26 protein-coding genes are annotated in these 22,824 nt (G+C 58.1%); 17 read left to right on the plus strand and 9 right to left on the minus strand.

Annotated elements, in window-relative coordinates:
- Nucleotides 1-55: 55 nt before the first annotated feature.
- The gene (locus PFAS1_RS18220; RefSeq protein WP_074874228.1) at nucleotides 56-400 is read left to right on the plus strand and encodes a YegP family protein; all 345 of its coding nucleotides are present in this window, start codon (nucleotides 56-58) and stop codon (nucleotides 398-400) included.
- Nucleotides 401-543: 143 nt separating this feature from the next.
- On the opposite strand, the gene PFAS1_RS18225 is transcribed toward PFAS1_RS18220, so the two are convergent.
- Nucleotides 544-1,563, minus strand: a complete 1,020-nt coding sequence (locus tag PFAS1_RS18225) for a DUF4917 family protein (protein WP_074874229.1) — start codon at nucleotides 1,561-1,563, stop codon at nucleotides 544-546.
- 156 nt (nucleotides 1,564-1,719) lie between these two features.
- On the opposite strand from PFAS1_RS18225, the gene yiaY reads away from it, so the two are divergent.
- The 5 genes from yiaY (at nucleotide 1,720) to PFAS1_RS18255 (ending at nucleotide 7,846) form a co-directional block, all read left to right on the plus strand.
- The gene (gene yiaY, locus PFAS1_RS18230) at nucleotides 1,720-2,868 is read left to right on the plus strand and encodes an L-threonine dehydrogenase (protein WP_076030023.1); all 1,149 of its coding nucleotides are present in this window, start codon (nucleotides 1,720-1,722) and stop codon (nucleotides 2,866-2,868) included.
- A gap of 195 nt (nucleotides 2,869-3,063) precedes the next feature.
- The gene (locus PFAS1_RS18240) at nucleotides 3,064-3,972 is read left to right on the plus strand and encodes a LysR family transcriptional regulator (protein ID WP_008152968.1); all 909 of its coding nucleotides are present in this window, start codon (nucleotides 3,064-3,066) and stop codon (nucleotides 3,970-3,972) included.
- A 238-nt stretch (nucleotides 3,973-4,210) separates the two neighbouring features.
- The gene (locus tag PFAS1_RS18245; RefSeq protein WP_076030024.1) at nucleotides 4,211-5,404 is read left to right on the plus strand and encodes a CaiB/BaiF CoA transferase family protein; all 1,194 of its coding nucleotides are present in this window, start codon (nucleotides 4,211-4,213) and stop codon (nucleotides 5,402-5,404) included.
- Nucleotides 5,401-6,327, plus strand: a complete 927-nt coding sequence (locus PFAS1_RS18250; RefSeq protein WP_076030025.1) for a hydroxymethylglutaryl-CoA lyase — start codon at nucleotides 5,401-5,403, stop codon at nucleotides 6,325-6,327. Before PFAS1_RS18245 ends, PFAS1_RS18250 begins: the two co-directional genes overlap by 4 nt.
- Before the next feature lie 187 nt (nucleotides 6,328-6,514).
- Complete coding sequence (locus PFAS1_RS18255; RefSeq protein WP_076030026.1) at nucleotides 6,515-7,846, plus strand: MFS transporter; 1,332 nt, start codon at nucleotides 6,515-6,517, stop codon at nucleotides 7,844-7,846.
- Between the two features lie 180 nt (nucleotides 7,847-8,026).
- Here the strand turns inward: PFAS1_RS18255 and PFAS1_RS18260 are convergent, their stop codons facing one another.
- Nucleotides 8,027-8,515: a DMT family transporter gene (locus PFAS1_RS18260; protein ID WP_076030027.1), complete on the minus strand. Its 489-nt coding sequence runs from the start codon at nucleotides 8,513-8,515 to the stop codon at nucleotides 8,027-8,029.
- Nucleotides 8,516-8,592: 77 nt separating this feature from the next.
- Here PFAS1_RS18260 and PFAS1_RS18265 point away from each other — a divergent pair, with 77 nt between their 5' ends.
- Nucleotides 8,593-9,504 carry a LysR substrate-binding domain-containing protein gene (locus tag PFAS1_RS18265; protein ID WP_076030028.1) on the plus strand — a complete coding sequence of 304 codons (912 nt, stop codon included), beginning with the start codon at nucleotides 8,593-8,595 and terminating at the stop codon, nucleotides 9,502-9,504.
- Nucleotides 9,505-9,537: 33 nt separating this feature from the next.
- On the opposite strand, the gene PFAS1_RS18270 is transcribed toward PFAS1_RS18265, so the two are convergent.
- Nucleotides 9,538-9,822 (minus strand): type II toxin-antitoxin system RelE/ParE family toxin, encoded by a 285-nt coding sequence (locus PFAS1_RS18270; RefSeq protein ID WP_076030029.1) that lies wholly within the window; start codon nucleotides 9,820-9,822, stop codon nucleotides 9,538-9,540.
- Nucleotides 9,812-10,051: a CopG family ribbon-helix-helix protein gene (locus PFAS1_RS18275; protein ID WP_076030030.1), complete on the minus strand. Its 240-nt coding sequence runs from the start codon at nucleotides 10,049-10,051 to the stop codon at nucleotides 9,812-9,814. The genes PFAS1_RS18270 and PFAS1_RS18275 overlap by 11 nt, the downstream gene beginning before the upstream one ends.
- 165 nt (nucleotides 10,052-10,216) lie before the next feature.
- On the opposite strand from PFAS1_RS18275, the gene PFAS1_RS18280 reads away from it, so the two are divergent.
- The 6 genes from PFAS1_RS18280 (at nucleotide 10,217) to PFAS1_RS18305 (ending at nucleotide 14,407) form a co-directional block, all read left to right on the plus strand.
- Nucleotides 10,217-10,996, plus strand: coding sequence for a PA3715 family protein (locus PFAS1_RS18280; RefSeq protein WP_232252140.1), 780 nt, complete (start codon nucleotides 10,217-10,219; stop codon nucleotides 10,994-10,996).
- A gap of 4 nt (nucleotides 10,997-11,000) precedes the next feature.
- Nucleotides 11,001-11,417: a fosfomycin resistance glutathione transferase gene (fos, locus tag PFAS1_RS18285; protein WP_076030031.1), complete on the plus strand. Its 417-nt coding sequence runs from the start codon at nucleotides 11,001-11,003 to the stop codon at nucleotides 11,415-11,417.
- Between the two features lie 62 nt (nucleotides 11,418-11,479).
- The gene (locus PFAS1_RS18290; protein WP_074874239.1) at nucleotides 11,480-12,118 is read left to right on the plus strand and encodes a LysE family translocator; all 639 of its coding nucleotides are present in this window, start codon (nucleotides 11,480-11,482) and stop codon (nucleotides 12,116-12,118) included.
- 86 nt (nucleotides 12,119-12,204) lie between these two features.
- A complete protein-coding gene (locus PFAS1_RS18295; protein WP_076030032.1) occupies nucleotides 12,205-13,554 on the plus strand; it encodes a sensor domain-containing protein in 1,350 nt (449 codons plus the stop codon).
- Between the two features lie 117 nt (nucleotides 13,555-13,671).
- Nucleotides 13,672-13,830, plus strand: a complete 159-nt coding sequence (locus PFAS1_RS18300; RefSeq protein WP_076030033.1) for a KGG domain-containing protein — start codon at nucleotides 13,672-13,674, stop codon at nucleotides 13,828-13,830.
- Between the two features lie 73 nt (nucleotides 13,831-13,903).
- Nucleotides 13,904-14,407, plus strand: coding sequence for a DUF4142 domain-containing protein (locus PFAS1_RS18305; protein ID WP_076030034.1), 504 nt, complete (start codon nucleotides 13,904-13,906; stop codon nucleotides 14,405-14,407).
- 46 nt (nucleotides 14,408-14,453) lie between these two features.
- Here the strand turns inward: PFAS1_RS18305 and PFAS1_RS18310 are convergent, their stop codons facing one another.
- The 4 genes from PFAS1_RS18310 to PFAS1_RS18325 all read right to left on the minus strand — a co-directional run bounded on the left by PFAS1_RS18310 (nucleotide 14,454) and on the right by PFAS1_RS18325 (nucleotide 16,838).
- Nucleotides 14,454-14,864 carry a low affinity iron permease family protein gene (locus PFAS1_RS18310; RefSeq protein WP_076030035.1) on the minus strand — a complete coding sequence of 137 codons (411 nt, stop codon included), beginning with the start codon at nucleotides 14,862-14,864 and terminating at the stop codon, nucleotides 14,454-14,456.
- Between the two features lie 291 nt (nucleotides 14,865-15,155).
- Nucleotides 15,156-15,485: a hypothetical protein gene (locus tag PFAS1_RS18315; RefSeq protein WP_156886731.1), complete on the minus strand. Its 330-nt coding sequence runs from the start codon at nucleotides 15,483-15,485 to the stop codon at nucleotides 15,156-15,158.
- Nucleotides 15,486-15,670: 185 nt separating this feature from the next.
- Complete coding sequence (locus tag PFAS1_RS18320; RefSeq protein WP_076030037.1) at nucleotides 15,671-16,210, minus strand: AidA/PixA family protein; 540 nt, start codon at nucleotides 16,208-16,210, stop codon at nucleotides 15,671-15,673.
- A 124-nt stretch (nucleotides 16,211-16,334) separates the two neighbouring features.
- The gene (locus PFAS1_RS18325; RefSeq protein ID WP_076030038.1) at nucleotides 16,335-16,838 is read right to left on the minus strand and encodes an inclusion body family protein; all 504 of its coding nucleotides are present in this window, start codon (nucleotides 16,836-16,838) and stop codon (nucleotides 16,335-16,337) included.
- Nucleotides 16,839-17,219: 381 nt separating this feature from the next.
- On the opposite strand from PFAS1_RS18325, the gene tam reads away from it, so the two are divergent.
- The gene (tam, locus tag PFAS1_RS18330; protein WP_076030039.1) at nucleotides 17,220-17,990 is read left to right on the plus strand and encodes a trans-aconitate 2-methyltransferase; all 771 of its coding nucleotides are present in this window, start codon (nucleotides 17,220-17,222) and stop codon (nucleotides 17,988-17,990) included.
- Nucleotides 17,991-18,061: 71 nt separating this feature from the next.
- Here the strand turns inward: tam and PFAS1_RS18335 are convergent, their stop codons facing one another.
- Complete coding sequence (locus PFAS1_RS18335; protein ID WP_008152997.1) at nucleotides 18,062-18,400, minus strand: hypothetical protein; 339 nt, start codon at nucleotides 18,398-18,400, stop codon at nucleotides 18,062-18,064.
- A 443-nt stretch (nucleotides 18,401-18,843) separates the two neighbouring features.
- On the opposite strand from PFAS1_RS18335, the gene PFAS1_RS18340 reads away from it, so the two are divergent.
- From PFAS1_RS18340 to PFAS1_RS18350, 3 genes are read left to right on the plus strand one after another with little or no spacing between them, the layout of a single operon-like run.
- Nucleotides 18,844-20,310: a cytochrome c oxidase subunit II gene (locus PFAS1_RS18340; RefSeq protein WP_076030040.1), complete on the plus strand. Its 1,467-nt coding sequence runs from the start codon at nucleotides 18,844-18,846 to the stop codon at nucleotides 20,308-20,310.
- Nucleotides 20,311-20,358: 48 nt separating this feature from the next.
- Nucleotides 20,359-22,134, plus strand: coding sequence for a cytochrome c oxidase subunit I (gene ctaD, locus PFAS1_RS18345; protein WP_076030041.1), 1,776 nt, complete (start codon nucleotides 20,359-20,361; stop codon nucleotides 22,132-22,134).
- Nucleotides 22,131-22,823, plus strand: a complete 693-nt coding sequence (locus PFAS1_RS18350; RefSeq protein WP_076030042.1) for a cytochrome c oxidase subunit 3 — start codon at nucleotides 22,131-22,133, stop codon at nucleotides 22,821-22,823. The genes ctaD and PFAS1_RS18350 overlap by 4 nt, the downstream gene beginning before the upstream one ends.
- Nucleotide 22,824: the final 1 nt, after the last annotated feature.

Here is a 22,824-nt window from a genome sequence, read left to right on the forward strand (position 1 = left end):
TCGCCTGGTCTTTACTCTGAAGCGCGAAACCTCTCAATTGCCAAGGAGAAAGAGCATGTCTGGATGGTATGAAGTGAGCAAAAGCAGCAATGGTCAGTTCAAATTCGTACTGAAGGCCGCCAACGCGGAAACCATTCTCACCAGCGAGCTGTACACCACCCGCGCTGCCGCTGAAAAAGGCATCGTGTCGGTTCAGAGCAACAGCCCGAAGGATGAACGCTACGAGAAGAAAACCACCAAGGATGGCCATCCTTACTTCAACCTCAAGGCTGCTAACCACGAGATCATCGGTAGCAGCGAGGCTTACACCTCCGCTGCTGCGCTGGAGAAAGGCATCGCCAGCGTCAAAGCCAACGGGCCGACCACGGTGATTAAGGACAAGACTTTGCCGGTGCTTTGAACCCCGATACAAATTTCCTGTTGGTTTTAATGATCGTTCCCACGCTCCGCGTGGGAATGCCTCTGGGGACGCTCCGCGTCCAGTGACGCGGAGCGTCACGGGCTGCATTCCCACGCAGAGCGTGGGAACGATCTTTATGGTCCTCAGACCTCGACTGGAACTGTGAGCTTCGGGCTGCCCAACGCATGGGTCTTCGAATCAAAAAACCGCAACTCACTCCCGGTGCCTTCAAACACCTTCGCGTAGTGCCGCTTCTGGTGCTGAATGAAGGCCTTGCTGCGCGGGTAAATCGAGATCGCCACCCGTTGCGGTTTCGCCTGGCGCAAGGCGTGAATGATGTGGCTGTCCTGCTCACCCAGGGCATGGCCAAACAGGCATAACCCGTCGCCATGGCCAAGTAACTGGTCGTAGCAGAACGACAGATAGTCCGAGCTGCGAATGGTTTTGAGCTTGTCCTGCGCCGGCCCTTCATTGACGAACAGCGGCACGTCGTCGAGGGTCTTGATCGTGTTGTTGATTGCGAAACTGCCGAGCAACGTGCCCTCGGTCGACATCAGTTTGCGCGCCGTGCCGTCCTGATTCCGCACCAGATGCAAGCCGCCATGCAGGTAAAGCAGGCGGGTTTTATCGGTCGCCGTGGCGCTCAGGTCAAAGCTTGATTCTGCCCCCTGAAACAGGTCGCTGATCGCATCAGGCTGGTGCTGGGTCGCCCAGTAATTGAGCAGATCGTAGTTGGTGGTGAACACGGTCCGGTAGCGGCCCAGTTCCTGATTGATCGTCGCCAGCGACGAAGGCACCACCAGCCGCCACGGGATGTGCACTGCGTGCACGGTGTTGATCAGCGCTTCCTTGATCGCGTAGTAACGATTGCGCGGCGCGGCGGAACTCACGGCCAGGGCCTTGTTGACCCGGCTGGTGGTTTTCAGCGCGCTGAGCACCTGCTCGAAGCTGCGCGTCTGCATGGCGTCGAACACGCTCAGCTCGGACTGGCTCAGGGGTTTTTCTTCGACGGTGCGGGCGTTTTCGAACAGCGAGTCGTAGCCGAAATCGTCCCACACGGCGCGACTGGCGCCGTTGCCCACCAGCAGGCCGCTGAACGAGGCGGTGGCGCGCAAGGCGTTCCAGTCTTCAAGTTGGGCATCAACATCCTGGAAATCGGTCATTGCGGTCAAAGTCTCAAAACAAAGGGGCTGATGGGCGGCGACTTTATCACGACCAAGACTTGAGCCAGATCAAGTTACTTCATGACCGATAGGTCGATCCTGTGGGTCCCCGCTGGATCGGCGCTAACGATTCGGCCTCAGCCAGGAGACTCGCTCATGAGCAGCACGTTTTTCATCCCCGCCGTGAACATCATGGGCATTGGTTGCCTCGACGAAGCCATGGACGCCATTCGCAAGTATGGTTTTCGCAAGGCGTTGATCGTCACCGACGCCGGGCTGGCCAAGGCGGGCGTAGCGAAGATGATTGCCGAGAAGCTGGCGAAGCAGGACATCGATTCGGTGATTTTCGACGGCGCCAAACCTAACCCGAGCATCGCCAACGTCGAGATCGGCCTGGGTCTGCTGAAAGAAACCCGCTGTGACTTCGTCGTGTCCCTGGGCGGCGGTTCGCCCCATGACTGCGCCAAAGGCATCGCGTTGTGCGCAACCAACGGCGGGCAGATTGGCGATTACGAAGGCGTCGATCAATCCACCCAGCCGCAACTGCCGCTGATCGCCATCAACACCACCGCCGGCACCGCCAGCGAGATGACCCGTTTCTGCATCATCACCGACGAATCCCGACACGTAAAAATGGCTATTGTCGATCGCAACGTCACGCCGCTGCTGTCGGTCAATGACCCGGCGCTGATGGTCGCCATGCCCAAGGGCCTGACGGCCGCCACTGGCATGGACGCACTGACCCACGCCATCGAAGCCTACGTTTCCACGGCGGCCAATCCGATCACCGATGCCTGCGCGCTGAAGGCGATCACCTTGATCAGCAACAACCTGCGCCTGGCCGTCCGCGACGGCAGCGACATGGCCGCGCGGGAAAACATGGCGTACGCGCAGTTCCTCGCCGGCATGGCGTTCAATAACGCATCCCTGGGTTTTGTCCACGCCATGGCTCACCAGTTGGGCGGGTTCTACGACTTGCCGCATGGTGTGTGCAACGCGGTCCTGCTTCCCCACGTACAAAGCTTTAACGCGCTGGTTTGTGCCGATCGCCTCACCGATGTCGCCCTTGCGATGGGTGCCGATGTTCACGGCCTCACCCCGGAAGCGGGCGCCCAGGCGGCCATTGTGGCGATCCGCAGTCTGTCCAGGGACGTGGAAATTCCCGCCGGTTTGCGTGAGCTCGGCGCCAAGCTCAACGACATCCCGATGCTCGCCAGCAATGCCTTGAAAGATGCGTGTGGGCTGACCAATCCACGCGTGGCTGATCAGCGCCAGATCGAGGAGATTTTCCGCAGCGCGTTTTAGGAAGTCTTGCGGCCGGGCGCGAGCATCGCGCCCAACGCCAGGCCAGAAACAGGCTGATCCAATAACTCAAAGACTGGCCAAACACCGCGACGCAATAGGGCGGCCAGAACTGCCTGTGGGCTAATTGCTTTGCCGAATCGCGTAAAAACCGGGCTATCCTGCCGACTCTGTCGAACAGAAGTCATCGAGCCCTCCATGCTGCAAAAAAGCCTGATCCGCCGCCTCGACCTGATCACTCTCCAGCTGTTTGTCGCCGTTCATGAGGAGGGCACGCTGACCCGCGCCGCCGCGCGTGAAGCCATCGCCGTGTCGGCGGCCAGCAAGCGGCTGATGGAGTTGGAAGAAGCGCTGGGCATCAGCCTGTTCGTGCGCCAGGCCAAGGGCATGACCCTGACGCCGGCCGGTGAAACCTTGTTGCACCATGCTCGGCAGATGCTGTTCAACGTCGAGAAAATGGGGCTCGAACTGGGCGAACACAGCCACGGTATCCGCGGCTATGTGCGGATGCTCGCCAACCTGTCGGCGATCATTCAGTTCCTGCCCGAAGACCTGCGGGACTTTTCCGAGCGTCATCCTCAGGTCAAGACCGACCTCGAAGAACGCCCCAGCAGCGGGGTGATTCAGGGGGTGCTGGATGGCGTGGCGGACCTTGGGATCTGCTCCAGTGACAGCGACGTCAAAGGTCTGCACAGCGTGCTTTATCGACAGGACAAATTGATGGTGTTGATGCTGCCCGATCATCCGTTAGCGAGTCGTTCCAGCCTGGCCTTCGCCGATACGCTGGGCAGCGATTACGTCGGTCTGCATTCCGCCAGTTCAATCAACATGCGTACCCACGCAGCCGCGCGCGAGGCGGGCAAAGTGCTGCGGTTGCGGATACATGTACCGGGTTTCGACGCCATGTGCCGGATGGTCCAGGCCAACATGGGCATCGGCATCCTGCCGCAAAAAGCCTATGAGCTGTTTGGCCGGGCGTTGGGCTTGCACGCGGTGCCGTTGACGGATGACTGGTCGGATCGCGCGTTGGTTCTGGTGGTGCGCGATGAAGCGGCGCTGTCGCCGGTGAGCCGGATGTTGTTCGAGCATTTGCGCGGCCAGGTCTGATTATGCTTGATTGGATAGACTGGCCCTATCGCGAGCAGGCTCGCTCCCACAGGGGATTTATGTGCGCCGCAGATCAACTGTGGGAGCGAGCCTGCTCGCGATGGCTGACTTGAGGTCGCAGTAGTCTTCCAGACCGTTCGCGTTTCGCGAACGCTCGTTGCCAACTGAAGGTTGGATTCCTTCGCCCGTGGTCCTCTAGCCTTGGCTCAATTCCAAGAACAACATGAGGTACCCCGCGATGACTGCCCCCTTGAGTGCAATCAAAGTGATCGAGATCGGCACGCTGATCGCCGCGCCGTTCGCCGCGCGCATGCTCGCCGAGTTCGGCGCCGACGTGATCAAGATCGAAGCCATGGGTCAGGGCGACCCGCTGCGCAAATGGCGCAAGCTGCACGAAGGCACGTCGCTGTGGTGGTACCTGCAATCGCGCAACAAGAAGTCCCTGGCGTTGAATCTGAAATCCCCCGAAGGCATTGAACTGGTCAAGCAACTGGCGACCAGCGCCGACGTGCTGATCGAGAACCTGCGTCCAGGTGCCCTGGAGAAACTTGGTCTGGGCTGGGACGTGTTGCATGCCCTCAATCCCAACCTGACGCTGGTGCGCATATCCGGTTATGGCCAGACCGGCCCGTACCGCGATCGTCCAGGGTTCGGTGCAATCGGCGAGGCCATGGGTGGAATTCGCTACACCACTGGCACGCCCGGTTCACCGCCGGCCCGGGTGGGCGTCAGCCTCGGCGATTCCCTGGCTTCGCTGCACGCGGTGATCGGTGCCTTGATGTCGCTGCTGCGGGTCAAGACCGGGCAGGGCGGTGGGCAGGTCGTCGATGTGTCGCTGGCTGAAAGTGTGTTCAACGTCATGGAAAGCCTGGTGCCGGAATACGACATGCTCGGCCATGTTCGGGAGCGCAGTGCCGGGGCCTTGCCGGGCATCGCGCCCTCCAACACCTATCTGACGGCCGATGGTGCCTACGTGGTGATCGCCGGCAACAGCGACCCGATCTACAAGCGCTTGATGGACGTCATCGGTCGCCGTGACCTGGCCGATGCGCCGGAATTCGCCCATAACGACGGGCGTGCCGCCAAGAGCAACGTGCTCGACGCGGCGATCACCCACTGGACCAGCAGCCTGCCGATCGACGATGTGTTGTCGGCACTGGAAGCCGCCGAAGTCCCGGCCGGGCGCATCTATTCAGTCGCCGATATCGTCGCCGATCCGCACTATCAGGCGCGGGACATGCTGCTCAACGCCGACCTGCCCGGCGGTGCCACGGTGAAGATGCCCGGCATCGTGCCGAAAATGTCCGAGACGCCCGGTGGCGTGAACTGGTCCGGGCCTGCGTTGGGCCAGCATACCGATGCCATCCTCGCGGGGCTGGGCCTTGCGAATTCGGACATCGAACGGCTGAAGGCTCAAGGGGTGGTGCAATGATCACTGATTTTTCCGAGACCCTGATTGTTCAGGAAGTCTCCCCCCGCGACGGCTTGCAGATCGAGCCGACCTGGGTCGAAACCGTCGACAAGATTGCCTTGATCGATCAGCTGTCGCTGGCCGGTTTCAGCCGCATCGAAGCAGGTTCGTTCGTTTCGCCCAAGGCGATTCCGGCGCTGCGCGATGGTGAGCTGGTATTCAAGGGCATCGCCCGGCAACCCGGGGTGATTTACGTCGCGTTGATCCCCAACCTGAAAGGTGCACAACGAGCACTGGCGACTGGGGCTGACGAGTTGAACCTGGTGATGTCCGCCAGCCAGACCCACAACCTGGCCAACATGCGCATGCGTTGCGAAACCTCACTGACCGCCTTTGGCGAGATCGTGCAATACGTTCGCGGGACGACGGTGCGACTCAACGCCAGCATCGCCACCGCCTTCGGCTGCCCGTTCGAAGGCAAGATCGACGAGGCTCGCGTGCTGCAAATCGTTGAGGCTTATCAGGAACTCGGGATCCAGGGCATTACCCTGGCCGACACCACTGGCATGGCCAATCCGCGGCAGGTCGATCGGCTGGTGCGGCGGGTCTTGCAGCGAGTTTCGCCGGCTGATCTGACCCTGCATTTCCACAACACGCGCGGGCTCGGTCTGTGCAACGTGCTGGCCGCCTACGAGGCCGGTGCCCGACGCTTTGACGCGGCGCTGGGCGGCCTCGGCGGTTGCCCGTTCGCGCCGGGTGCCTCGGGCAATATTTGCACCGAGGATTTGGTCAACCTGTGCGCTGAAATCGGCATTCACACCGGCATCGATCTGCCGCTGTTGCTGCAATTGGCGCGAGGACTGCCCGCGCTGCTGGGCCACGAAGTGCCCGGTCAACTGGCCAAGGCCGGACGCAATTGTGATCTGCATCCAAGCCCGTCCTAACAACCCCTAATCCCCCTGTAGGAGTGAGCCTGCTCGCGATGACTGATTCACATCAAACATAGATGTCGACTGAACCACCGCTATCGCGAGCAGGCTCGCTCCCACAGTAAAAACACTCACATACAGCCTCTCAACCAGACAACAAAAACAATCGGACACCCACGGGCAGTCCACCTGGAGAATCCTCATGAGCCTTAATGTACTGGAGGCGGGCGCGAGCCCGTCCGTTAGCCACGACGAAGAAAAAGCCCTGGTCAGCAAAGTCGCCTGGCGCCTGATGCCGTTGATCATGGTCTGCTACCTGTTCGCGTTTTTCGACCGCATCAACATCAGCTTCGCCAAGTTTCAATTGCAGGCCGACCTGAGCCTGAGCGACACCGCTTACGGCCTCGGCGCCGGGTTGTTCGTGGTCGGTTACGTGATCTTCGAAGTGCCGAGCAACATGATGCTGTACAAGGTCGGCGCCCGACGCTGGATCGCCCGGATCATGATGTCCTGGGGGCTCGCCACTGCGGCCATGGTCTTCGTCAACAGCGAATGGCAGTTCTACGTGCTGCGCTTTTTGATTGGTGCGATGGAGGCCGGTTTTGCGCCGGGAGTCCTGTATTACCTGACGCTGTGGTTCCCGCAGCACTATCGCGGGCGCATCACCTCGATGTTGTTTCTGGCGTCGGCGTTTGCCGGTCTGGTCGGGGCTCCGTTCTCCGGGCTGGTGCTTCAACACCTCGACGGGGTCCTCGATATGCGCGGCTGGCACTGGCTGTTTCTATTGGGCGGCGTGCCTTGCATCGGCCTCGGCTTGCTGGTGCTGACGTTGCTCAAGGACCGCATCGAAGACGCCCATTGGCTGACGCCGTCAGAGAAAACGCTGCTGGCCAACCGTATCGCGCACCATGAACCGCACAAGAGTGGCGGCTCGTTGCTCGCCGCACTGCGGATTCCGGGGTTCCTGACCCTCGGGCTGATCTACTTCCTGATTCAGGTGGCGTCCTACGGTTTGAACTTCTGGGCCCCGCAACTGATACGCAGCGCTGGCACCGAAAGCCCGGTGATGATCGGTTTGCTGACTGCCATCCCTTACATCTGCGGCGCGATCACCATGGTGGTGATCGGGCGGTTGTCCGACTCGACTGGCGAGCGACGCAAATTTGTCGCAGGTCTGGTGGCGGTGGGCGCGGTGGGGTTCTTCTGTGCGGGGATCTTCGCTAATCACACGACCTTCCTGATTGTCGCGCTGGGCTTGCTCGGTGCCGGGATCATCGCGTCCATCCCCAGCTTCTGGACCCTGCCGCCCAAGCTGCTGGCCGGTGCGGGTGCGGGGGCTGCTGGCGGGATCGCAGTGATCAACACCCTCGGCCAGTTTGGCGGCATCGTCAGCCCGGTGATGGTGGGGCGGATCAAGGACCTGACGGGCAGCACCACGCCAGCGCTGTATGTCATCGGCGTCTGTGCGCTGATCGCCGTCGCGCTACTGTTGTGGGGGTTGCCGCAGAAGCTGCGCACGCTCGACAAGTTTTAAAAGTTTCGCAGGCTACGCAGGTTCCTGCATCGACCACGCATCACTGCAGGAGTTGGCGAAGGCTGCGATCGCAAGAAGATAATCGTTCCCACGCTCTGCGTGGGAATGCTTCAAGGGACGCTCTGCGTCCAGTGACGCGGAGCGTCACGGGCTACATTCCCACGCAGAGCGTGGGAACGATCAAGACGTTGCTGTTATCGCTTTTTCCAATGTGCCACCGAATTGAATCAACACCACTCCAGCCATTAACAACACCGCCCCAGACACCCGAGGCACGGTCATCTCCCGCTCCACCAACCCAAACCACCCGAAGTGATCCAGCACCAGCGACGCAACCACCTGTCCCGCCAGCGCCAACGCCATAAACCCCGACGCCCCGAGCTTGGGCAGCAGCACCAGCGCCAACGAAATAAAGCACACCCCAAACGCACCGCCGGTCCACATCCACAGCGGCGCCTTGCTGATGAACGCCAGTGACGGCAACGGCAAACGCAGCGCCAACATAACCGGCAACAACACCACAATACTGATCAACAACGACGCGAGGGTCGCCCACAACGGATGGCCCAAGCCACGCCCGAGGTTGGCGTTGATTGCGCTTTGAAAAGGCACCACCGCCCCGGCTATCACGGCCAGCAGCAACAGCCCGGCCCAATGCAACGTACTCATGATGAATCTCCAACAGGTTTTGCTGGACTCTAGAGTATTCGTCGCGCAGATTTAAATTCCAAATAGCTATCCAGAACATGCATCAGATGAATGATCTTCGCCGCGTCGACCTCAATTTGCTGGTGATCCTCGACGCCTTGCTCAGCGAGCAACACGTGACCCGTGCCGCCGAGCGCCTGCACTTGAGTCAGCCGGCCGTCAGCCATGCCTTGGCGCGATTGCGTGATCTGCTCGGCGATCCTTTGCTGGTGCGGGCGGGCGCCAGCCTCGTGCCAACCCCGCGAGCCCTAGAGTTGATGGCACCGTTGGCAGAAGCCCTGGCTCAAGTGCAATCGCTGCTGGCACCCAATACCTTCGATCCGGCCACCGCCAAGCGCACGTTTCGACTGGCTATGTCCGACTACGGTGCTGCAATCGTCCTGCCGGGGTTGATACGGACCTTGCGCAGGGAAGCGCCGGGCATCGATCTGCAAATCAGCCATGCCAGCCGCGAAGGCATGCTTGATGCTGTGCTCAACGGCGACATCGACGTGGCGGCAGGCGTCTTTCCAGAGTTGCCGAACGAGTTGCGCAGCACCCCGCTGTTCGAAGAGCACTATGCCTGTCTGGTCGACCGCAACAGCCTGCCCGCCGATGGCGTGCTCGACCTGCCGACCTACCTCGCCCGACCCCACGTCCTGCTGGAAATGCGCGGCAGCGGCACCCCGGAAATCGAACGAGCCCTGACAGCGCTGCGTGAACGCCGTCGTGTGGCGATCAGCCTGCCGCACTGGAGCGTCGCCCCGGAATTCATCAGCGGCACTGATCTGATTCTTACTGTTGCTTCCCGAGGGTTACTCAATATCGATGAGCAGTCGTTGATCGTGGTCCCACCGCCGTTTCACATTCCGTCGTTTATGTTTGTGTTGGTTTGGCACAAGCGGCGGGGCGGGGATCAGGCGTTGAACTGGTTGAATAGGCGGATTGGGGAGGGGATCAGGTACGGATGACGTTCTATCCAGTGGCCTGATTTTTTGTAGTGTTTACCAACTGGCAGGCGGAAGACGCCTGGTATGGAAGACCCTTAATACTTGCAGGCGTCCTTGGCGAACTCGATAGGGAATGAGATAAGGTCGGTCTGGCAAGACCCATTCTCGAGTGCCGGGCAGGCGGCCTTCACGGCCGGTTGCCGGGAAGCGCGCAAGATGATCGACGCTGGCAAGGATGGCTTGGACGAAGTCCGCTGCGGCTTTCGGATTCTCAATTGCTATATAAGCGGCTTCGTCATCAAGATTCTTTAATGCAGTACGCAGCCACTCAACCCGCATTGGCTGTCCACTTGTCGGCGATTGCATTCACTTCTTCTGGCGTTGCGAAGTCACCAGCATCGGCTTCTTTCAGTGCTTTCTGAATTTCCTCGATTTGCCAGGCTTCCCTCGCGAGATACTCACGCAGAGCATCCACTGCGAGAAATGACTTGCTGCGGCCAGTGGCCTTGGAAAGGCTGGCGAGGGTATCGGCGATTTCGTCTGGCAGACGCAAAGACATGACGGACATGACAGTCTCGATGTAGTGGTTTGTAATACAACATACTACAGCGTCATGCAGGGGGTTAGGCCACCCCCGTTCGTCTACCGTAACAAATGATTGAACAGACCTGCCGAGCCGGGGATAGTGCGCGGCTGAAATCGTCTGGTTTTTGAAGTAAACAAGGAGCAGGGCATGACATTGAAGTCCGGGTTGATGGGATGTTCGGCGCTGTGTGGTTTGGTGATGACTACCAATACCAGACTACTCGGCACAATCCTCGCCTTCAGCGTATTAACCATGACTGGCCACGTTCAAGCGGACTGCGAAGAATTGTCCTTCGATGGGCATTCGCTGGCTCGCTGCAAGGTATGGCCGGCTTTTAAAGACCAAGCCATTGCGGCGAAATCGACATTTACACCGGTATCCGAAGACGTAAACGATGGCGGAATGTTCGATCTGGAACTGTCGATCGTCAATTCCACCAACGACCAGACGCTGGCCACTTACTGCAAAAACGAAGCTTACAATTCCGACGCAGTCGGTTTTGAAGGTCTCATCATTGATACGGCGCGATACAAGCTGGCGCCGCATGTCCGGGCCTTTGGTCTGCGTTCGGACTTTGGTCACCGATCAAGTGCCATGCCCTACTCCAAAACCGATCTTGCGTTGTACCTCAGGGAGGGTAATACCCTGCGTCCAGTGCTGGAGGGGCTGGTGGTTGCCAAGAACACGGGTGAGTGGATGGGCGACTGCTCAGGTCAGGGGCAGGACATACGCAGAACCGTCGATATCGGCAAATCGACTCACAACGGATTTGCAGACTTGATCGTCACTTCAAGCACCACCGTGCTGAAAAACTTCAAATCAGGCGAGGAGTGCCTTTCTAAAACCAGCGATCTGAAAAAAACACAGATCACGCTGAGCTACGATGGCAAACACTACGTCGTGCCTGAAGAGCTCAAAGGTTACTGAGAAAATGCTCACTGGCCTCAACCACCTGACCCTCGCCGTCACCAATTTGAACCGCAACGTGGCGTTCTATCGCGATCTGCTGCAACTTCAGCTTGAAGCCACCTGGGACACTGGCGCCTATCTCTCGCTGCCGGGTCTTTGGTTGTGTCTTTCCCACGATCCACTGCGCAGCTCTGAACCCGCCGCCGATTACACCCATTTCGCCTTCAGCATTAACGCAACAGACTTCCCGCCCTTCGTCGAACGCTTGCGATCCGCCGACGTCCGGGAATGGCGTGATAACCGGAGCGAAGGCGCATCCTTCTACTTCCTCGACCCGGACGGGCACAAGCTCGAAGCCCATGTTGGCGATCTGGCGTCACGACTGAGAGCCTGTCGGCAGCGTCCCTATGCGGGAATGAAGTTCTTCGACGATCTGTAAGTCGGGTCCCGGGAACCTGAGATAGACTTGCGTGCATTCACCCCGGCTCAACAGGACTTCCAATGACCCCATCGCTGTTAATGGCTGTTCTCGCCTCAGGCTTTATCTACGGCATCACGCCGGGGCCGGGTGTATTGGCAGTGTTTGGCATTGGTGCGGCGCGTGGTCGAAGGGCCGGCGCGGGGTTTCTCTGCGGGCATTTGCTGGGGGATGTGGTCTGGTGCAGCACCGCGCTGATCGCGATAGTCGGTGCGAGGGAAATCGGCAGTAGCGCATTCGATGTGCTGGGCGTACTCAGCGGGCTGTACCTGTTTTGGCTTGGTCTGCGCGCGGTTCGCGCTCGTCGCAGCAGTGACGAAGCACCTCAAGGCCCGGCGCGGCAGCCGTTCTGGCACGGTATTCTGTTTGGCCTGACCAATCCGAAGGCTTACCCGGTGGCGGTAGCGACTTTTACCGCGCTGCTGTCCAGCCGTGCCGAATTGCTGCACTGGTCGATGCTGCCGTGGCTGATTGTCCTGAGCTTCGTCGGTGGTCTCATGGCCTACGCTATCCTCATTGGCATTGTCGGTGCGCGGCAGGTACGCATGTTGTACCAGCGCCATGAGCTGCTGATCACCCGGTTATGTGGGGTGATGTTTATCGGATTCGCCATCAATGCCCTGGCGCATGCATTGCCGGGGCTGGTGACGAACAAGGCTTGAGACTGATCGCAGGGAGGCGTCAGTTGAACTGATGGGGTCAGGGAGGGTTCTTTATTGCTGCATTGTCCGGACACGCTCACCGCACTATGGCAACCAGAAATTCCGCGCCGTTGGCGAGTTACATCGATCTCTTGCTGGACGCCGTCTGTGCGGTCGACAAACAAGGCCGCTTCGTATTTGTCAGCGCGGCCTGCGAGCGTATTTTCGGTTATACCCCCGAAGAGCTGATCGGCCAGCCGATGATTGATCTGGTGCATCCCGCCGATCGTCAGCGCACCCTCGATGCCGCGCGGGAGATCATGGGCGGCGAGCCCAAGCTCAATTTCGAAAACCGCTACCTGCGCAAAGATGGCCGAGTGGCGCACATCCTCTGGTCGGCGCGCTGGTCGGAGGTCGATCAACTGCGCATCGCCGTGGCACGTGACATCACTGAGCGTAAACAGGCCGAATCCCGGCAAGCGGCGTTGTATGCGATCTCCGAAGCGGCCCACGCGGCGGAAGACTTACTGGCGTTGTTCAAGCGCATCCATTCGATCATCGGCGAATGGCTGCCGGCGCTGAACTTCTCCGTGGCGCTGTATGACGAACACTGCGCCCAGCTGAATTTCCCTTATCACGTCGACGACCTGGAGCGGCAACCCGAGCAGCCCGGAACGATCACCGGACGTCTCTGTGCGGAGGTGATTCGCAGCGGCCAGCCGATTCTGCTGACCCCGGATCAGGACCATTTGCCGCAAGGGTTCGAGGCGCTGGTCGCGGGTCCGCATTCACCTTGCTGGCTGGGTGTGCCGTTGAGTTCACAAAACGGCACCATTGGTGCGCTGATCGTTAAAAGCGTGCCCGGTGGTGAGCGCTACACCGAACAGGACAAGGAGCTGCTGCAATACGTTTGCGCTCAGGTCGCCACTGCGATTGAGCGCAAGCAATTGCATGCCAGACTGCAGCACATGGCCCAGTACGACCAACTGACTCAGTTGCCCAACCGAGAGTTACTCCGGGACCGGCTTCAAGATTCACTGGCGCTGGCGCGGGCGGATTCCGGCCGAATGGCAGTGCTGTACGTCGACCTCGACCGCTTCAAGCAAGTCAACGACACCCACGGTCATGCGGTCGGCGACATGCTGCTGCAAGCGGTCGCCAACCGGCTCAAAGGCTGCGTGCGAGAAACCGACACGGTGGCACGCATCGGCGGTGATGAGTTTGTGGTGTTGTTGCACAGCATCCATGCCTCGGAAGACGCCGATAGCGTTGCGGGAAAAATCCGACAGGTTTTGGCTCAACCCCTGCGTCTGGACGGCCACAGCCTGATCATCCAGACGAGCATCGGCGTTGCGCGATACCCCGACGACGGCACTGAAGAAAAGCAGTTGTTCCGACATGCCGATGAGGCCATGTACGTCGCCAAGCGCCAACATCAACAGCGCCTCGGGGTCTGAAAAATCTGCCACCGTTCGTCGCGGCGATTTCAATTTTTCTAAACCTTTGTGGGGATCGAAATTCTGATTCTATGCGGGCTCCTGCTCGCCGCGATCATCACCAAGAGGTAGAGAATCATGGCTAACTCAAGAAACTCGAACTCGGGAAACTTCGGCAACGATCGAACGAAGGCGTCTGAAGCCGGTCGCAAAGGTGGGAAAACTACCACCACGACTGTCGATAAAGACCCTGCGAAACCCGACATGGGCCGCAAAGGTGGTCAGAAATCGAAGTAGCGGTGAAGGTAGTTTTGATCGAGAGGCGGGAGCGTAAGCTCCCGTTTGAATTTTTTACGAGGAGGGCGCGACCATGAGCCGGATGGCCACCCGATTACGCAATGCCAGTTTTGCCACGTTGCTGGGCCTGTGCGCGAGCAGTGCCTTTGCCCAGTCCCCCGCCGAATTCATTAACGATGCATCGGCCAAAGGCATGGCCGACATCGAAGCCAGCCGCCTGGCGCACCAGAAGACCGAATCCAAACAGGTCAAGGACTACACCATCGTCGTCATCAACGACCGCACCACCGCCAACCAGCACCTGGCGAAAATCGCCAAGCAACTGGATTTGCCGGTGGCTCCGCGTGAAGAAGTCGTCGATAAAGCCAAAGCCTTGATGCCGCAAGTGCAGGACGGCGCGAGCTTCGACCAGGCCTACGCGGCCAGTCAGGTGAAAACCACCCAGGAAGCCATCGAACAGCTTCAACAGGCAGCGCAGACCATCGATGTGCCTGAAATCAAAGCCTTCGCCGAAGAAACGTTGCCCAAGCTGCAGAACCACCTGGAAATGGCCAAGGCGCTGCAAGCCAGTCGCTAACCCACGAAGTACGCGGGTGACCTAGAGCCACCCGCGATGAGCCCGATCAGCATTCATCCGAACCCTGCTTGCCTTTTTCCTGGACGACGGTGCCGTCCAGGGCGATCGTTTCGCCCTCGCCAAGTTGCCGATACTTCTTTCGCAGCGCTTCCAACTGCTTGAGGTCCAGCGCCTCAAGCCCCAGCATCGCGTTCTGCGCCTCCTTCGTCACCCGCAGCAACTCATCGACCTTCAAGTGCAAAATGTCCGTGTCGCGGTTCTGGGTGTTCTGGATCAGGAACACCATCAGGAACGTGATGATGGTGGTCGATGTATTGATGATCAGCTGCCAGGTGTCGTTGAAGTGAAAAATCGGCCCACTCAAACCCCACAGAAAAATCAGAATGATCGCCCCCATGAACGTCTTGGGGCTGCCCGCCCACAGGGCAAGTTTCTGAGCGACTTTTGCGAATTTCATAGCCGTGCTCCTTATAGGGATGCGCCTGATTTTCAGACAGCGACGGCGAGTTGGAAATTCTAATTACATTTGCATGTTCAAGAAAAACCGGCCCTTGAGGTTAATGCTGTTCACCTAAGGTTTTGGGGGCATATCCGTTTCTGCGGTCACGGCGGCTGGCGGTTCCGCCCTTACGGCGGGTCACTTGGAAAAGCCCCAAGTAACCAAGGGCTTTTGCCCCTTTCGTTCGGTGCCTCGCTCCGGTCCTGCTCCGTGGGCCCGCCGCCATCGGCCATCCATGGCCGGGGGCGGCTAACCCGGCATCCATGCCGGGTTGCCCACTGCGCAGAACCTCCACTCGGCCTCCCGATGGGGCGTGCACCTCAAGATCAAAAGCTGGAGGCGAGCTAACGCTCGGCCTGATGAGTGGTGAGAAGCAAAAGCCGTACGCAGATTCATTGTGGGAGCGGGCTTGCTCGCGAAGCTGTTGATCTTGCCGTTGCCGTTGCCGTTGCCGTTGCCGTTGCCGTTGCCGTTGCCGTTGCCGTTGCCGTTGCTTTGGCTTTTGATCTTGATCTGCCTGCCCCTTTTCCAGAGGCCGAACGCAGGTGTTGAGCAGGGCCCCCGAAGCAATGCCTTCATTACGGCATGCCGGGCCACAGCGAGGCACCGAATGGCGGGGCAAGAGCCCTTGGTTACTTGGGGCTCTTCCAAGTGACTCGCTGTAAGAGCGAAACCGCCAGCAGCCATCACCGCAGAAATGGATATGTACCCAAACCTTAGGTGAACAGCATTAGGCCTTAGAGGTGGGTTTTTCAGGAGTCCATTCACTCCACCAACTTCACGTCCACCGACCAACTGAAGTACCCCAATGCCTCGCAGCTTTTATTGATCAGCATGAATTGCAGTTCGCACGCCGCCACCCCATCCGCCAATTGCGTGCAGTGCCAATAATGATCATCAGCCGTGTGGCTGCCCGGTTGGGTCGGGTTTTCGGGGTCGGGTGCGGGGACTGTCAGGTTTGCGTGGACGACCAGTTCGGGCGGTGAAAGTACCCCGGCATCACCGACAGACATTCCGTAGAACACCACGCTGTGTTCGGCGAGCAAGCTGACGGTCCTGCCACGGATCTGGAGGTTCTTTCCGTTATTGGCGGCAAGCGTCATTAAGCTGTCATTAGTTGTACTTTGTGTGGGTTTTGTGCCGCTGATGGGAAAGATAAAACCTTCCTCAATCCTGGTCGGGTTTTGCGGATCAGGACTGGGTTGTGGATAGCGTGAAAGCAATGATTCGGCATCGACGATCAGCAGCACATTATTGGCTGGCGCGATGCTCGTCGAGGGTGAGGTAATCGGTTCGGAAGTCATCATGGATTCCTTTCATGATGTTGCTGCATAACGACAGCCGCGTCGGCTCAAGCAGGACATCCCGTCCCGGCCCAGGCGGCAACGAACTCGGTAGGCCCCTCGTCGCCAAGGGGCCTGGTCATCGTCAGTTTCGGATGGTAATGAACGGATCCCACGAGCAGCAGCCTACGATCTTGCAGTCGCGATCAACGATCAGAAAATGGAAGTGGTAGGTCACGCTACCGCATGAAAGTGTTTCCGAAGACCAGTAATGGTTGTCGACTTTCTGGCAGCTAGGCACCGACGGGTTGCTGGTGTTGGGGACGGCAACGCACGCTGTAGCCTTGCGGGGCGTGGGTGTGGAAATCAGATCGTTGCCGACGTTGCCAATGAACTTGTAGAAAATCACTGCCGTCTCGAAGCTCTGCGACAGGCTGGTTTCACGCCAGCGAATCAAGTCGCCGACCTGGGCTTTCAGGTTGAGTTCGCCACCGGCCTGGCCGCTGACGACGTTGTTCTGATTGGTCACCATGTACACATGATTGACGTCGATTAACGTCGGCGCGGCAGGGTTTTTGCTGATGTTCGGGTAGTTTTTCAGAATGGTTTCAGTGTCGATTGAAACAAGTACATCCGTGACTCGAGACATGGTAAAGCTCCTTGTTCATAGTGAATGCCTGGCATCTTCCAGGCACGACAACGCTTGCTTGCCTTACGGCCGTTGCAAATACACTACGGGCGGAACCCACCTGTCACGGGCATGAGCTGGCCTTGCTCCTTGCGTGCAAACTAACGGGTTCGGGTTCCTTCCGACGGGCCGCGATTGGACTATAGATGTGAATTTTAGGCTGTCAAAATTGCTTGGCTTCTAGTTCGACGAACGGTTGATTTGATTATCACTTCAAAAGATTTAGCGATAAAAAATGTTCATTCAAGTTCTCTTCGTACGTTCTATCCCGCACCGGTGGAGGTATCGTAGCGAACCGGTTTTCCGCCTCTTGCTACAACAACGCACCGACAGGAGAACGCAATGAGTTGGTCCGCCAAACAATACGTCGCTTTTGAAGATGAGCGCACACGCCCCGCGCGTGACTTGCTGGCCGCGATCCCTGCTGTGGACGTGCGCTTGGCAGTCGACATCGGCTGCGGCCCCGGTAACTCGACCGAGTTGCTGGTTGAGCGCTTCGCCAATGCCACGGTGCGTGGCCTGGACAGTTCGACCGATATGATCGACGCCGCCCGCCAGCGCTTGCCGCAGGTGCAGTTCGATACGGCTGATATTGATACCTGGAACGAAAACGGCCCGTTCGATGTGATTTTTGCCAATGCGGTGTTGCAATGGCTACCTGATCACGCGAAGTTGCTGCCTGCATTGGTGAGCAAGCTGGCGCCTGGTGGCAGCCTGGCGATCCAGATGCCGGACAATCTCAACGAACCTTCGCATCGCTTGATGCGCGAAGTTGCAGCCGATGGTCCATGGGTGGGCAAGTTGGCGGGCGCCGCCGGGCAGCGGGCGCAGATGGCAGATGCCAGTGGTTATTACTCGATGCTGCGAGCCCACTGTTCCCGTGTCGATGTGTGGCGCACGACTTATCATCATCCACTGGCTGGCGGTGCGTCGGGTGTGGTCGAGTGGTTCAAGGGCAGCGGATTGCGGCCGTTTCTTGATCCGCTGGATGAGGCGGAGCGGGCGCAGTATCTCAAGCAGTATCAAGCGGCAATCGAACTGGCCTATCCCCCATTGGCCGATGGTTCAGTGCTGCTGCCGTTCCCGCGGTTGTTTATTGTTGCGACGCGCTGATGCGTTGATGAAAAAGGGACAGGTCCCGCTCTGTCCCTTTCTCGTCCTCATGGCCGAGCCTCCCGCTGTAGCTAGTCAAGCAACTGATCAATCAAAACCGCGTTGCTATAAATCAAGCTTCCATCACTCGCCCGATGCCCGACCAAATGGAACTGACCGCGCTCGTTGTGTATATAGACGCGCATCTGGCAGTCGGACAAAGGGCCGTATCCCTCTGGCAATTTCAACTCCAGCGTGTCCATGTCGACATCGACCATGGCTTCACGTTCATGGGTCTTCTGCAGGCGTTCCTCAGCGTCCTCCAGACCTTTATGGAGGTCGCCATCGACGTAAAAATGGATCTCACCCATCGGGGTCGATTTTTGTGCTCCGTTGACTTTGCACCAGCCTTCGATCGTCAAGGCACTCATGACGAAACCTCCGTTATGGACGGGCCGGACTCTATCGCTCTTGGCCGTCACTTGTCTGACCGCTATGCACAGGCAAGGACTTTTGCGGGCGCTTTTGGCCGATCTTTGCCTTCCGTAATCAGACCTGATTATAGCTGGCAACCGGGCTTCGCTTACTCGACGTGGCGTCCAGGCAAGATGTGTTACTTAATAGTTACAGTTATATATAGCGAATCGATTTCAAGTGATCAGGTTGGCGCTGAAGTTGGAATATCCAGGCCCGCACGGCTTTTCAAGAAAAGCGCTTGTTTTGGCCATGAACTATACTTCCTGCGGACTTTGCCACAAAGACAGGTGGTCTTTGTCTAGCCTGTTTTGGCGTCAGATTAGTATCGATTTGACGGTGTTGTTCTGTGGTGATGCTTAGGCATACCGATGAGTAACAGGAATAGGATGAAGTCAAAATGGCAATGGCAATTATTCTTGTACTAATCGTTATTGCGTCCGTGCTGTTCCATCTATTAGCGCCTTGGCATGCGGCTCCTCCAGCGTCCAACTGGGGATCAATAGACACCACACTGTTCATCACCCTGGTCATCAGCGGAATATTTTTCATCGCCGTTACCCTGTTCATGGCGTTGGCGGTGATACGTTTCCGTCACAAGGAAGGTGCCAGGGCGGCCTACCAGCCAGAAAACAAAAAGTTGGAGACATGGTTAATTATCGTGACCTCAATCGGAATTGCCGCGATGTTGGCGCCTGGCCTGGTTGTATATGATGATTTTATCCGGGTGCCGAAAAATGCTTTAGAACTTGAAGTAGTCTCCCAGCAGTGGCAATGGGCTTATCGTTTTCCGGGCCAGGACGGAAAACTGGGTAAGTCGGATATAAAGTTTGTTGATTCGGTCAATCCTCTAGGCCTCGATCCCAAGGATCCTTCCGGGCAGGATGATGTACTTGTCAGAAGTAATGTAGTTCACCTTCCGCTCGATCAGCCGGTGAAGGTCTTATTGCGTTCCAAAGATGTACTGCACAATTTTTATATACCGCAGATTCGCAGCAAGATGGACATGGTGCCGGGGATGGTGTCGTACTTTTGGTTTACGCCAACTGTAATCGGGAAGTATGAAGTCCTGTGTGCCGAGTATTGTGGCGTCGGTCATTACAACATGCGTGGCCATATGATCGTGGAAGACCAGGCCACCTTCGATCAATGGCTGAACAGCCAACCGACTTTTGCGCAGACATTGACGGCAGCTGCCAAACCCAGTCAGGACAGCGTGCTGGAAAAAGGTCGCCAGTTGGTCGAAAGATACGGCTGCGGTGCCTGCCATAGCCAGGATGGCAGTACCAGTCTCGGCCCGGGATGGAAGGGGTTGTACGGCCGCACTGAACAGTTTGTCGATGGCTCCAGTGCGCTGGTCGATGAGGCCTACCTGAAAGAGTCGATCCTCGATCCGAAGGCCCGACTGGTGCAGGGCTACCCGCCAGTCATGGTGGCCTATACTCTCACTGAAGATGAACTGGGTGCTGTCGTCGCCCTGATCAAATCACTGGGTGTCGCGCAGCAAGAGCCTTCTGCCAGCGAAAAACTCGACAGAGGTGACGACCTGGCGACGCAGGGGCAGCGGCTGGCCGAGTCGCTCGGCTGTCTGGCCTGTCACAGTATTGATGGCAGCAAGGGCGTCGGCCCCAGTTGGCAGGGCCTGTATGGCGAGACCGTCACCCTTGCCGACGGTTCGACGATAAAGGCCGATGAGGGCTACATAAAAGATTCGGTTGTTAACCCCGGTGCCAAAATCGTCAAGGGCTACGCAGCCGTCATGCCGGCCTTTAACCCGAGTGATCAGGAGTTGAACGCACTGATCGCTTTTATCAAATCCAAAGCGAAAGCCGACGCTGATGCGAGCAAGGCGGAGCCAGGGAAGTAGCCGTAAAGCAGCCAGGAATGCACCGAAACTTCGACAGGAGATGACGTGATGGCCTATGCGGAGCAAGCCGAAACCGAAGCACTACACGAACCCAAAAGCTTCCTGACCAAATACATCTGGAGTCAGGACCACAAGGTCATCGCCATTCAATATTCCTTGACGGCTTTGTTCGTGGGCGTTATCGCCGTGGTGTTGTCCGGCTTGATGCGCATACAGATTGGTTTCCCCGGCGCTTTGGAGTTCATGGACGCCAGTGCTTACTATCAGGCGATGACCATGCACGGCATGATCATGGTCATTTACTTGCTGACGGCCTTGTTTCTGGGTGGTTTCGGTAACTATCTGATCCCGCTGATGGTGGGCGCCCGCGACATGGTGTTCCCCTATGTCAACATGCTGAGTTACTGGTTCTACCTGCTAGCGGTAGTGGTGTTGCTCGCCAGTTTTTTTGTTCCTGGCGGCCCCACCGGTTCGGGCTGGACGCTCTATCCGCCACAGTCCATTTCTCAGGGGACACCGGGGGTCGAGTGGGGCATCGTCCTGATGCTCGTCTCACTGGCGATTTTTATCGTTGCAGCCACTATGGGCGGGTTGAACTACGTCACTACGGTGTTGCAGGCGCGAACCTACGGCATGACCTTGTTTCGTATGCCGCTCTCGGTATGGGGGATTTTCACTGCCTCGATCATGGCCTTGCTGGCCTTCCCGGCGTTATTCGTCAGTGCGGTCATGATGCTGTTCGACAAGCTGTTGGGCACCAGTTTCTTCATGCCGGCGATGATCTCGCTGGGGCAACAGGTCGATCACCAGGGTGGTAGCCCGATATTGTTCCAGCACCTGTTCTGGTTCTTCGGCCACCCAGAGGTCTACATCGTTGCGCTCCCTGCGTTTGGTCTGGTCTCCGACTTGATCAGTACGCATGCGCGTAAAAATATCTTCGGCTACCGAATGATGGTGTGGGCCATTACGGCGATTGGCGTACTCAGCTTTGTGGTCTGGGCGCACCACATGTATGTCAGCGGAATGAACCCGTACTTTGGCTTTTTCTTCGCCGTCACCACCTTGATCATCGCGGTGCCGACCGCGCTGAAAGTCTACAACTGGGTGCTGACCCTGTGGCGCGGCGACATCCATCTGACCGTGCCGATGCTGTTTGCCCTGGCCTTTATCGTCACCTTCCTGGTCGGCGGTCTGACCGGCTTGTTTCTCGGCAATGTGATCGTGGATATTCCGCTCTCGGACACCTATTTCGTTGTAGCGCATTTTCATATGGTGATGGGGGTTGCGCCGGTACTGGTGGTGTTCGGCGGCATCTATCATTGGTTCCCTAAAGTCACCGGGCGCATGTTGAATGACACCCTGGGCAAGTTGCATTTCTGGATTACTTTCCTGGGGACCTACGCCATCTTCTTCCCCATGCACTACTTGGGTTTCCAGGGCATGCCGCGCCGCTACTACGCTTATGACAACTACGCCTTCATTCCGCAGTCGGCACAAGAGTTGAACGCCTTCATAACGGTGATCGCATTGACCGTCGGCGTTTCCCAGTTGCTGTTCCTGTTCAACCTGGCCTGGAGTGCATTCAAGGGCAAGCCCGCAGGCAGTAATCCCTGGGGCGCGGCCAGTCTGGAATGGCAAACGCCGAATACCCCGCCGATACACGGTAATTGGGGCGCGAAGCTGCCGGTCGTGCATCGTTGGGCCTATGACTACAGCGTGCCGGGAATAGAGCAGGATTTCGTTCCGCAAACAGTCTCCGCCGAGGAGTTGGAGCAGATGCGGCAACAGAGTGCCGGAACCAGGATAGCGGACGTTAAAACATGAGCAGGTTGCTATTGAGAAACGCCGATGGCGCTGACCCCGGCGGCAGCTGGAATCGCGATCCGGAGGGTATTCAGGCGGGTGAAGGTGCCGATCGAAACCAAATCGCAAGAACCGGCCTGCGCTTATTCCTGGTCGTGGTGAGTTCGTTATTCTTTCTCTTCTTGCTCGCCTTTATCGCCCGTTCACAAATGAATGATTGGTTACCCCTGACAGAGCCCATGGCACCGTTAGCCAATCTTTCGCAGCTATGGCTGAACTCGGCTTTTCTGGTATTCAGTTGCGTCGCACTGCAGTGGTCGCGTATGGCCGCGCGACGGGCGCAACCGGGTGCAGCTGTGACTGGTTTTGCGTTGGCGGGCGTATTCGCCATTGCTTTTCTGGTGGGGCAACTCTGGGTCTGGCAGCAGTTTGTCGCCTGGGGTTACTTTCTCGCCAGCAATCCGGCCAACAGCTTCTTCTACCTGTTGACCGGCCTGCATGCGCTCCACCTGCTGGGCGGGTTGATAGCGTGGGGCATAATCGTTGCTAAATTCCTGCAGCGCGTACCATTGCCGCAACTCAGCGCCAGCGTAGAGTTGTGTGCCATCTATTGGCATTACTTACTGGGCCTTTGGTTCGTGCTCTTCGCTTTGCTGGCCAGCACGCCGCAAACCTACGAAGCGATCGCCAGATTCTGCGGCCTGAGGTGAA

This window comes from Pseudomonas frederiksbergensis, from assembly GCF_001952935.1.
In the GTDB taxonomy this organism is placed as follows: Bacteria; Pseudomonadota; Gammaproteobacteria; order Pseudomonadales; family Pseudomonadaceae; genus Aquipseudomonas; species Aquipseudomonas frederiksbergensis.

Coding starts and splice junctions, on each gene's coding strand:
- PFAS1_RS18225 (WP_074874229.1), bottom strand. CDS start 1,563: ATGACCGATTTCCAGGATGTTGATGCCCAACTTGAAGACTGGAACGCC.
- PFAS1_RS18260 (WP_076030027.1), bottom strand. CDS start 8,515: ATGAGTACGTTGCATTGGGCCGGGCTGTTGCTGCTGGCCGTGATAGCC.
- PFAS1_RS18280 (WP_232252140.1), top strand. CDS start 10,217: ATGACATTGAAGTCCGGGTTGATGGGATGTTCGGCGCTGTGTGGTTTG.
- PFAS1_RS18220 (WP_074874228.1), top strand. CDS start 56: ATGTCTGGATGGTATGAAGTGAGCAAAAGCAGCAATGGTCAGTTCAAA.
- PFAS1_RS18250 (WP_076030025.1), top strand. CDS start 5,401: ATGATCACTGATTTTTCCGAGACCCTGATTGTTCAGGAAGTCTCCCCC.
- yiaY (WP_076030023.1), top strand. CDS start 1,720: ATGAGCAGCACGTTTTTCATCCCCGCCGTGAACATCATGGGCATTGGT.
- PFAS1_RS18275 (WP_076030030.1), bottom strand. CDS start 10,051: ATGTCCGTCATGTCTTTGCGTCTGCCAGACGAAATCGCCGATACCCTC.
- PFAS1_RS18295 (WP_076030032.1), top strand. CDS start 12,205: ATGGCAACCAGAAATTCCGCGCCGTTGGCGAGTTACATCGATCTCTTG.
- PFAS1_RS18290 (WP_074874239.1), top strand. CDS start 11,480: ATGACCCCATCGCTGTTAATGGCTGTTCTCGCCTCAGGCTTTATCTAC.
- fos (WP_076030031.1), top strand. CDS start 11,001: ATGCTCACTGGCCTCAACCACCTGACCCTCGCCGTCACCAATTTGAAC.
- PFAS1_RS18310 (WP_076030035.1), bottom strand. CDS start 14,864: ATGAAATTCGCAAAAGTCGCTCAGAAACTTGCCCTGTGGGCGGGCAGC.
- PFAS1_RS18240 (WP_008152968.1), top strand. CDS start 3,064: ATGCTGCAAAAAAGCCTGATCCGCCGCCTCGACCTGATCACTCTCCAG.
- PFAS1_RS18300 (WP_076030033.1), top strand. CDS start 13,672: ATGGCTAACTCAAGAAACTCGAACTCGGGAAACTTCGGCAACGATCGA.
- PFAS1_RS18315 (WP_156886731.1), bottom strand. CDS start 15,485: ATGAAGGCATTGCTTCGGGGGCCCTGCTCAACACCTGCGTTCGGCCTC.
- ctaD (WP_076030041.1), top strand. CDS start 20,359: ATGGCCTATGCGGAGCAAGCCGAAACCGAAGCACTACACGAACCCAAA.
- tam (WP_076030039.1), top strand. CDS start 17,220: ATGAGTTGGTCCGCCAAACAATACGTCGCTTTTGAAGATGAGCGCACA.
- PFAS1_RS18340 (WP_076030040.1), top strand. CDS start 18,844: ATGGCAATGGCAATTATTCTTGTACTAATCGTTATTGCGTCCGTGCTG.
- PFAS1_RS18255 (WP_076030026.1), top strand. CDS start 6,515: ATGAGCCTTAATGTACTGGAGGCGGGCGCGAGCCCGTCCGTTAGCCAC.
- PFAS1_RS18265 (WP_076030028.1), top strand. CDS start 8,593: ATGCATCAGATGAATGATCTTCGCCGCGTCGACCTCAATTTGCTGGTG.
- PFAS1_RS18245 (WP_076030024.1), top strand. CDS start 4,211: ATGACTGCCCCCTTGAGTGCAATCAAAGTGATCGAGATCGGCACGCTG.
- PFAS1_RS18325 (WP_076030038.1), bottom strand. CDS start 16,838: ATGTCTCGAGTCACGGATGTACTTGTTTCAATCGACACTGAAACCATT.
- PFAS1_RS18335 (WP_008152997.1), bottom strand. CDS start 18,400: ATGAGTGCCTTGACGATCGAAGGCTGGTGCAAAGTCAACGGAGCACAA.
- PFAS1_RS18350 (WP_076030042.1), top strand. CDS start 22,131: ATGAGCAGGTTGCTATTGAGAAACGCCGATGGCGCTGACCCCGGCGGC.
- PFAS1_RS18320 (WP_076030037.1), bottom strand. CDS start 16,210: ATGACTTCCGAACCGATTACCTCACCCTCGACGAGCATCGCGCCAGCC.
- PFAS1_RS18270 (WP_076030029.1), bottom strand. CDS start 9,822: ATGCGGGTTGAGTGGCTGCGTACTGCATTAAAGAATCTTGATGACGAA.
- PFAS1_RS18305 (WP_076030034.1), top strand. CDS start 13,904: ATGAGCCGGATGGCCACCCGATTACGCAATGCCAGTTTTGCCACGTTG.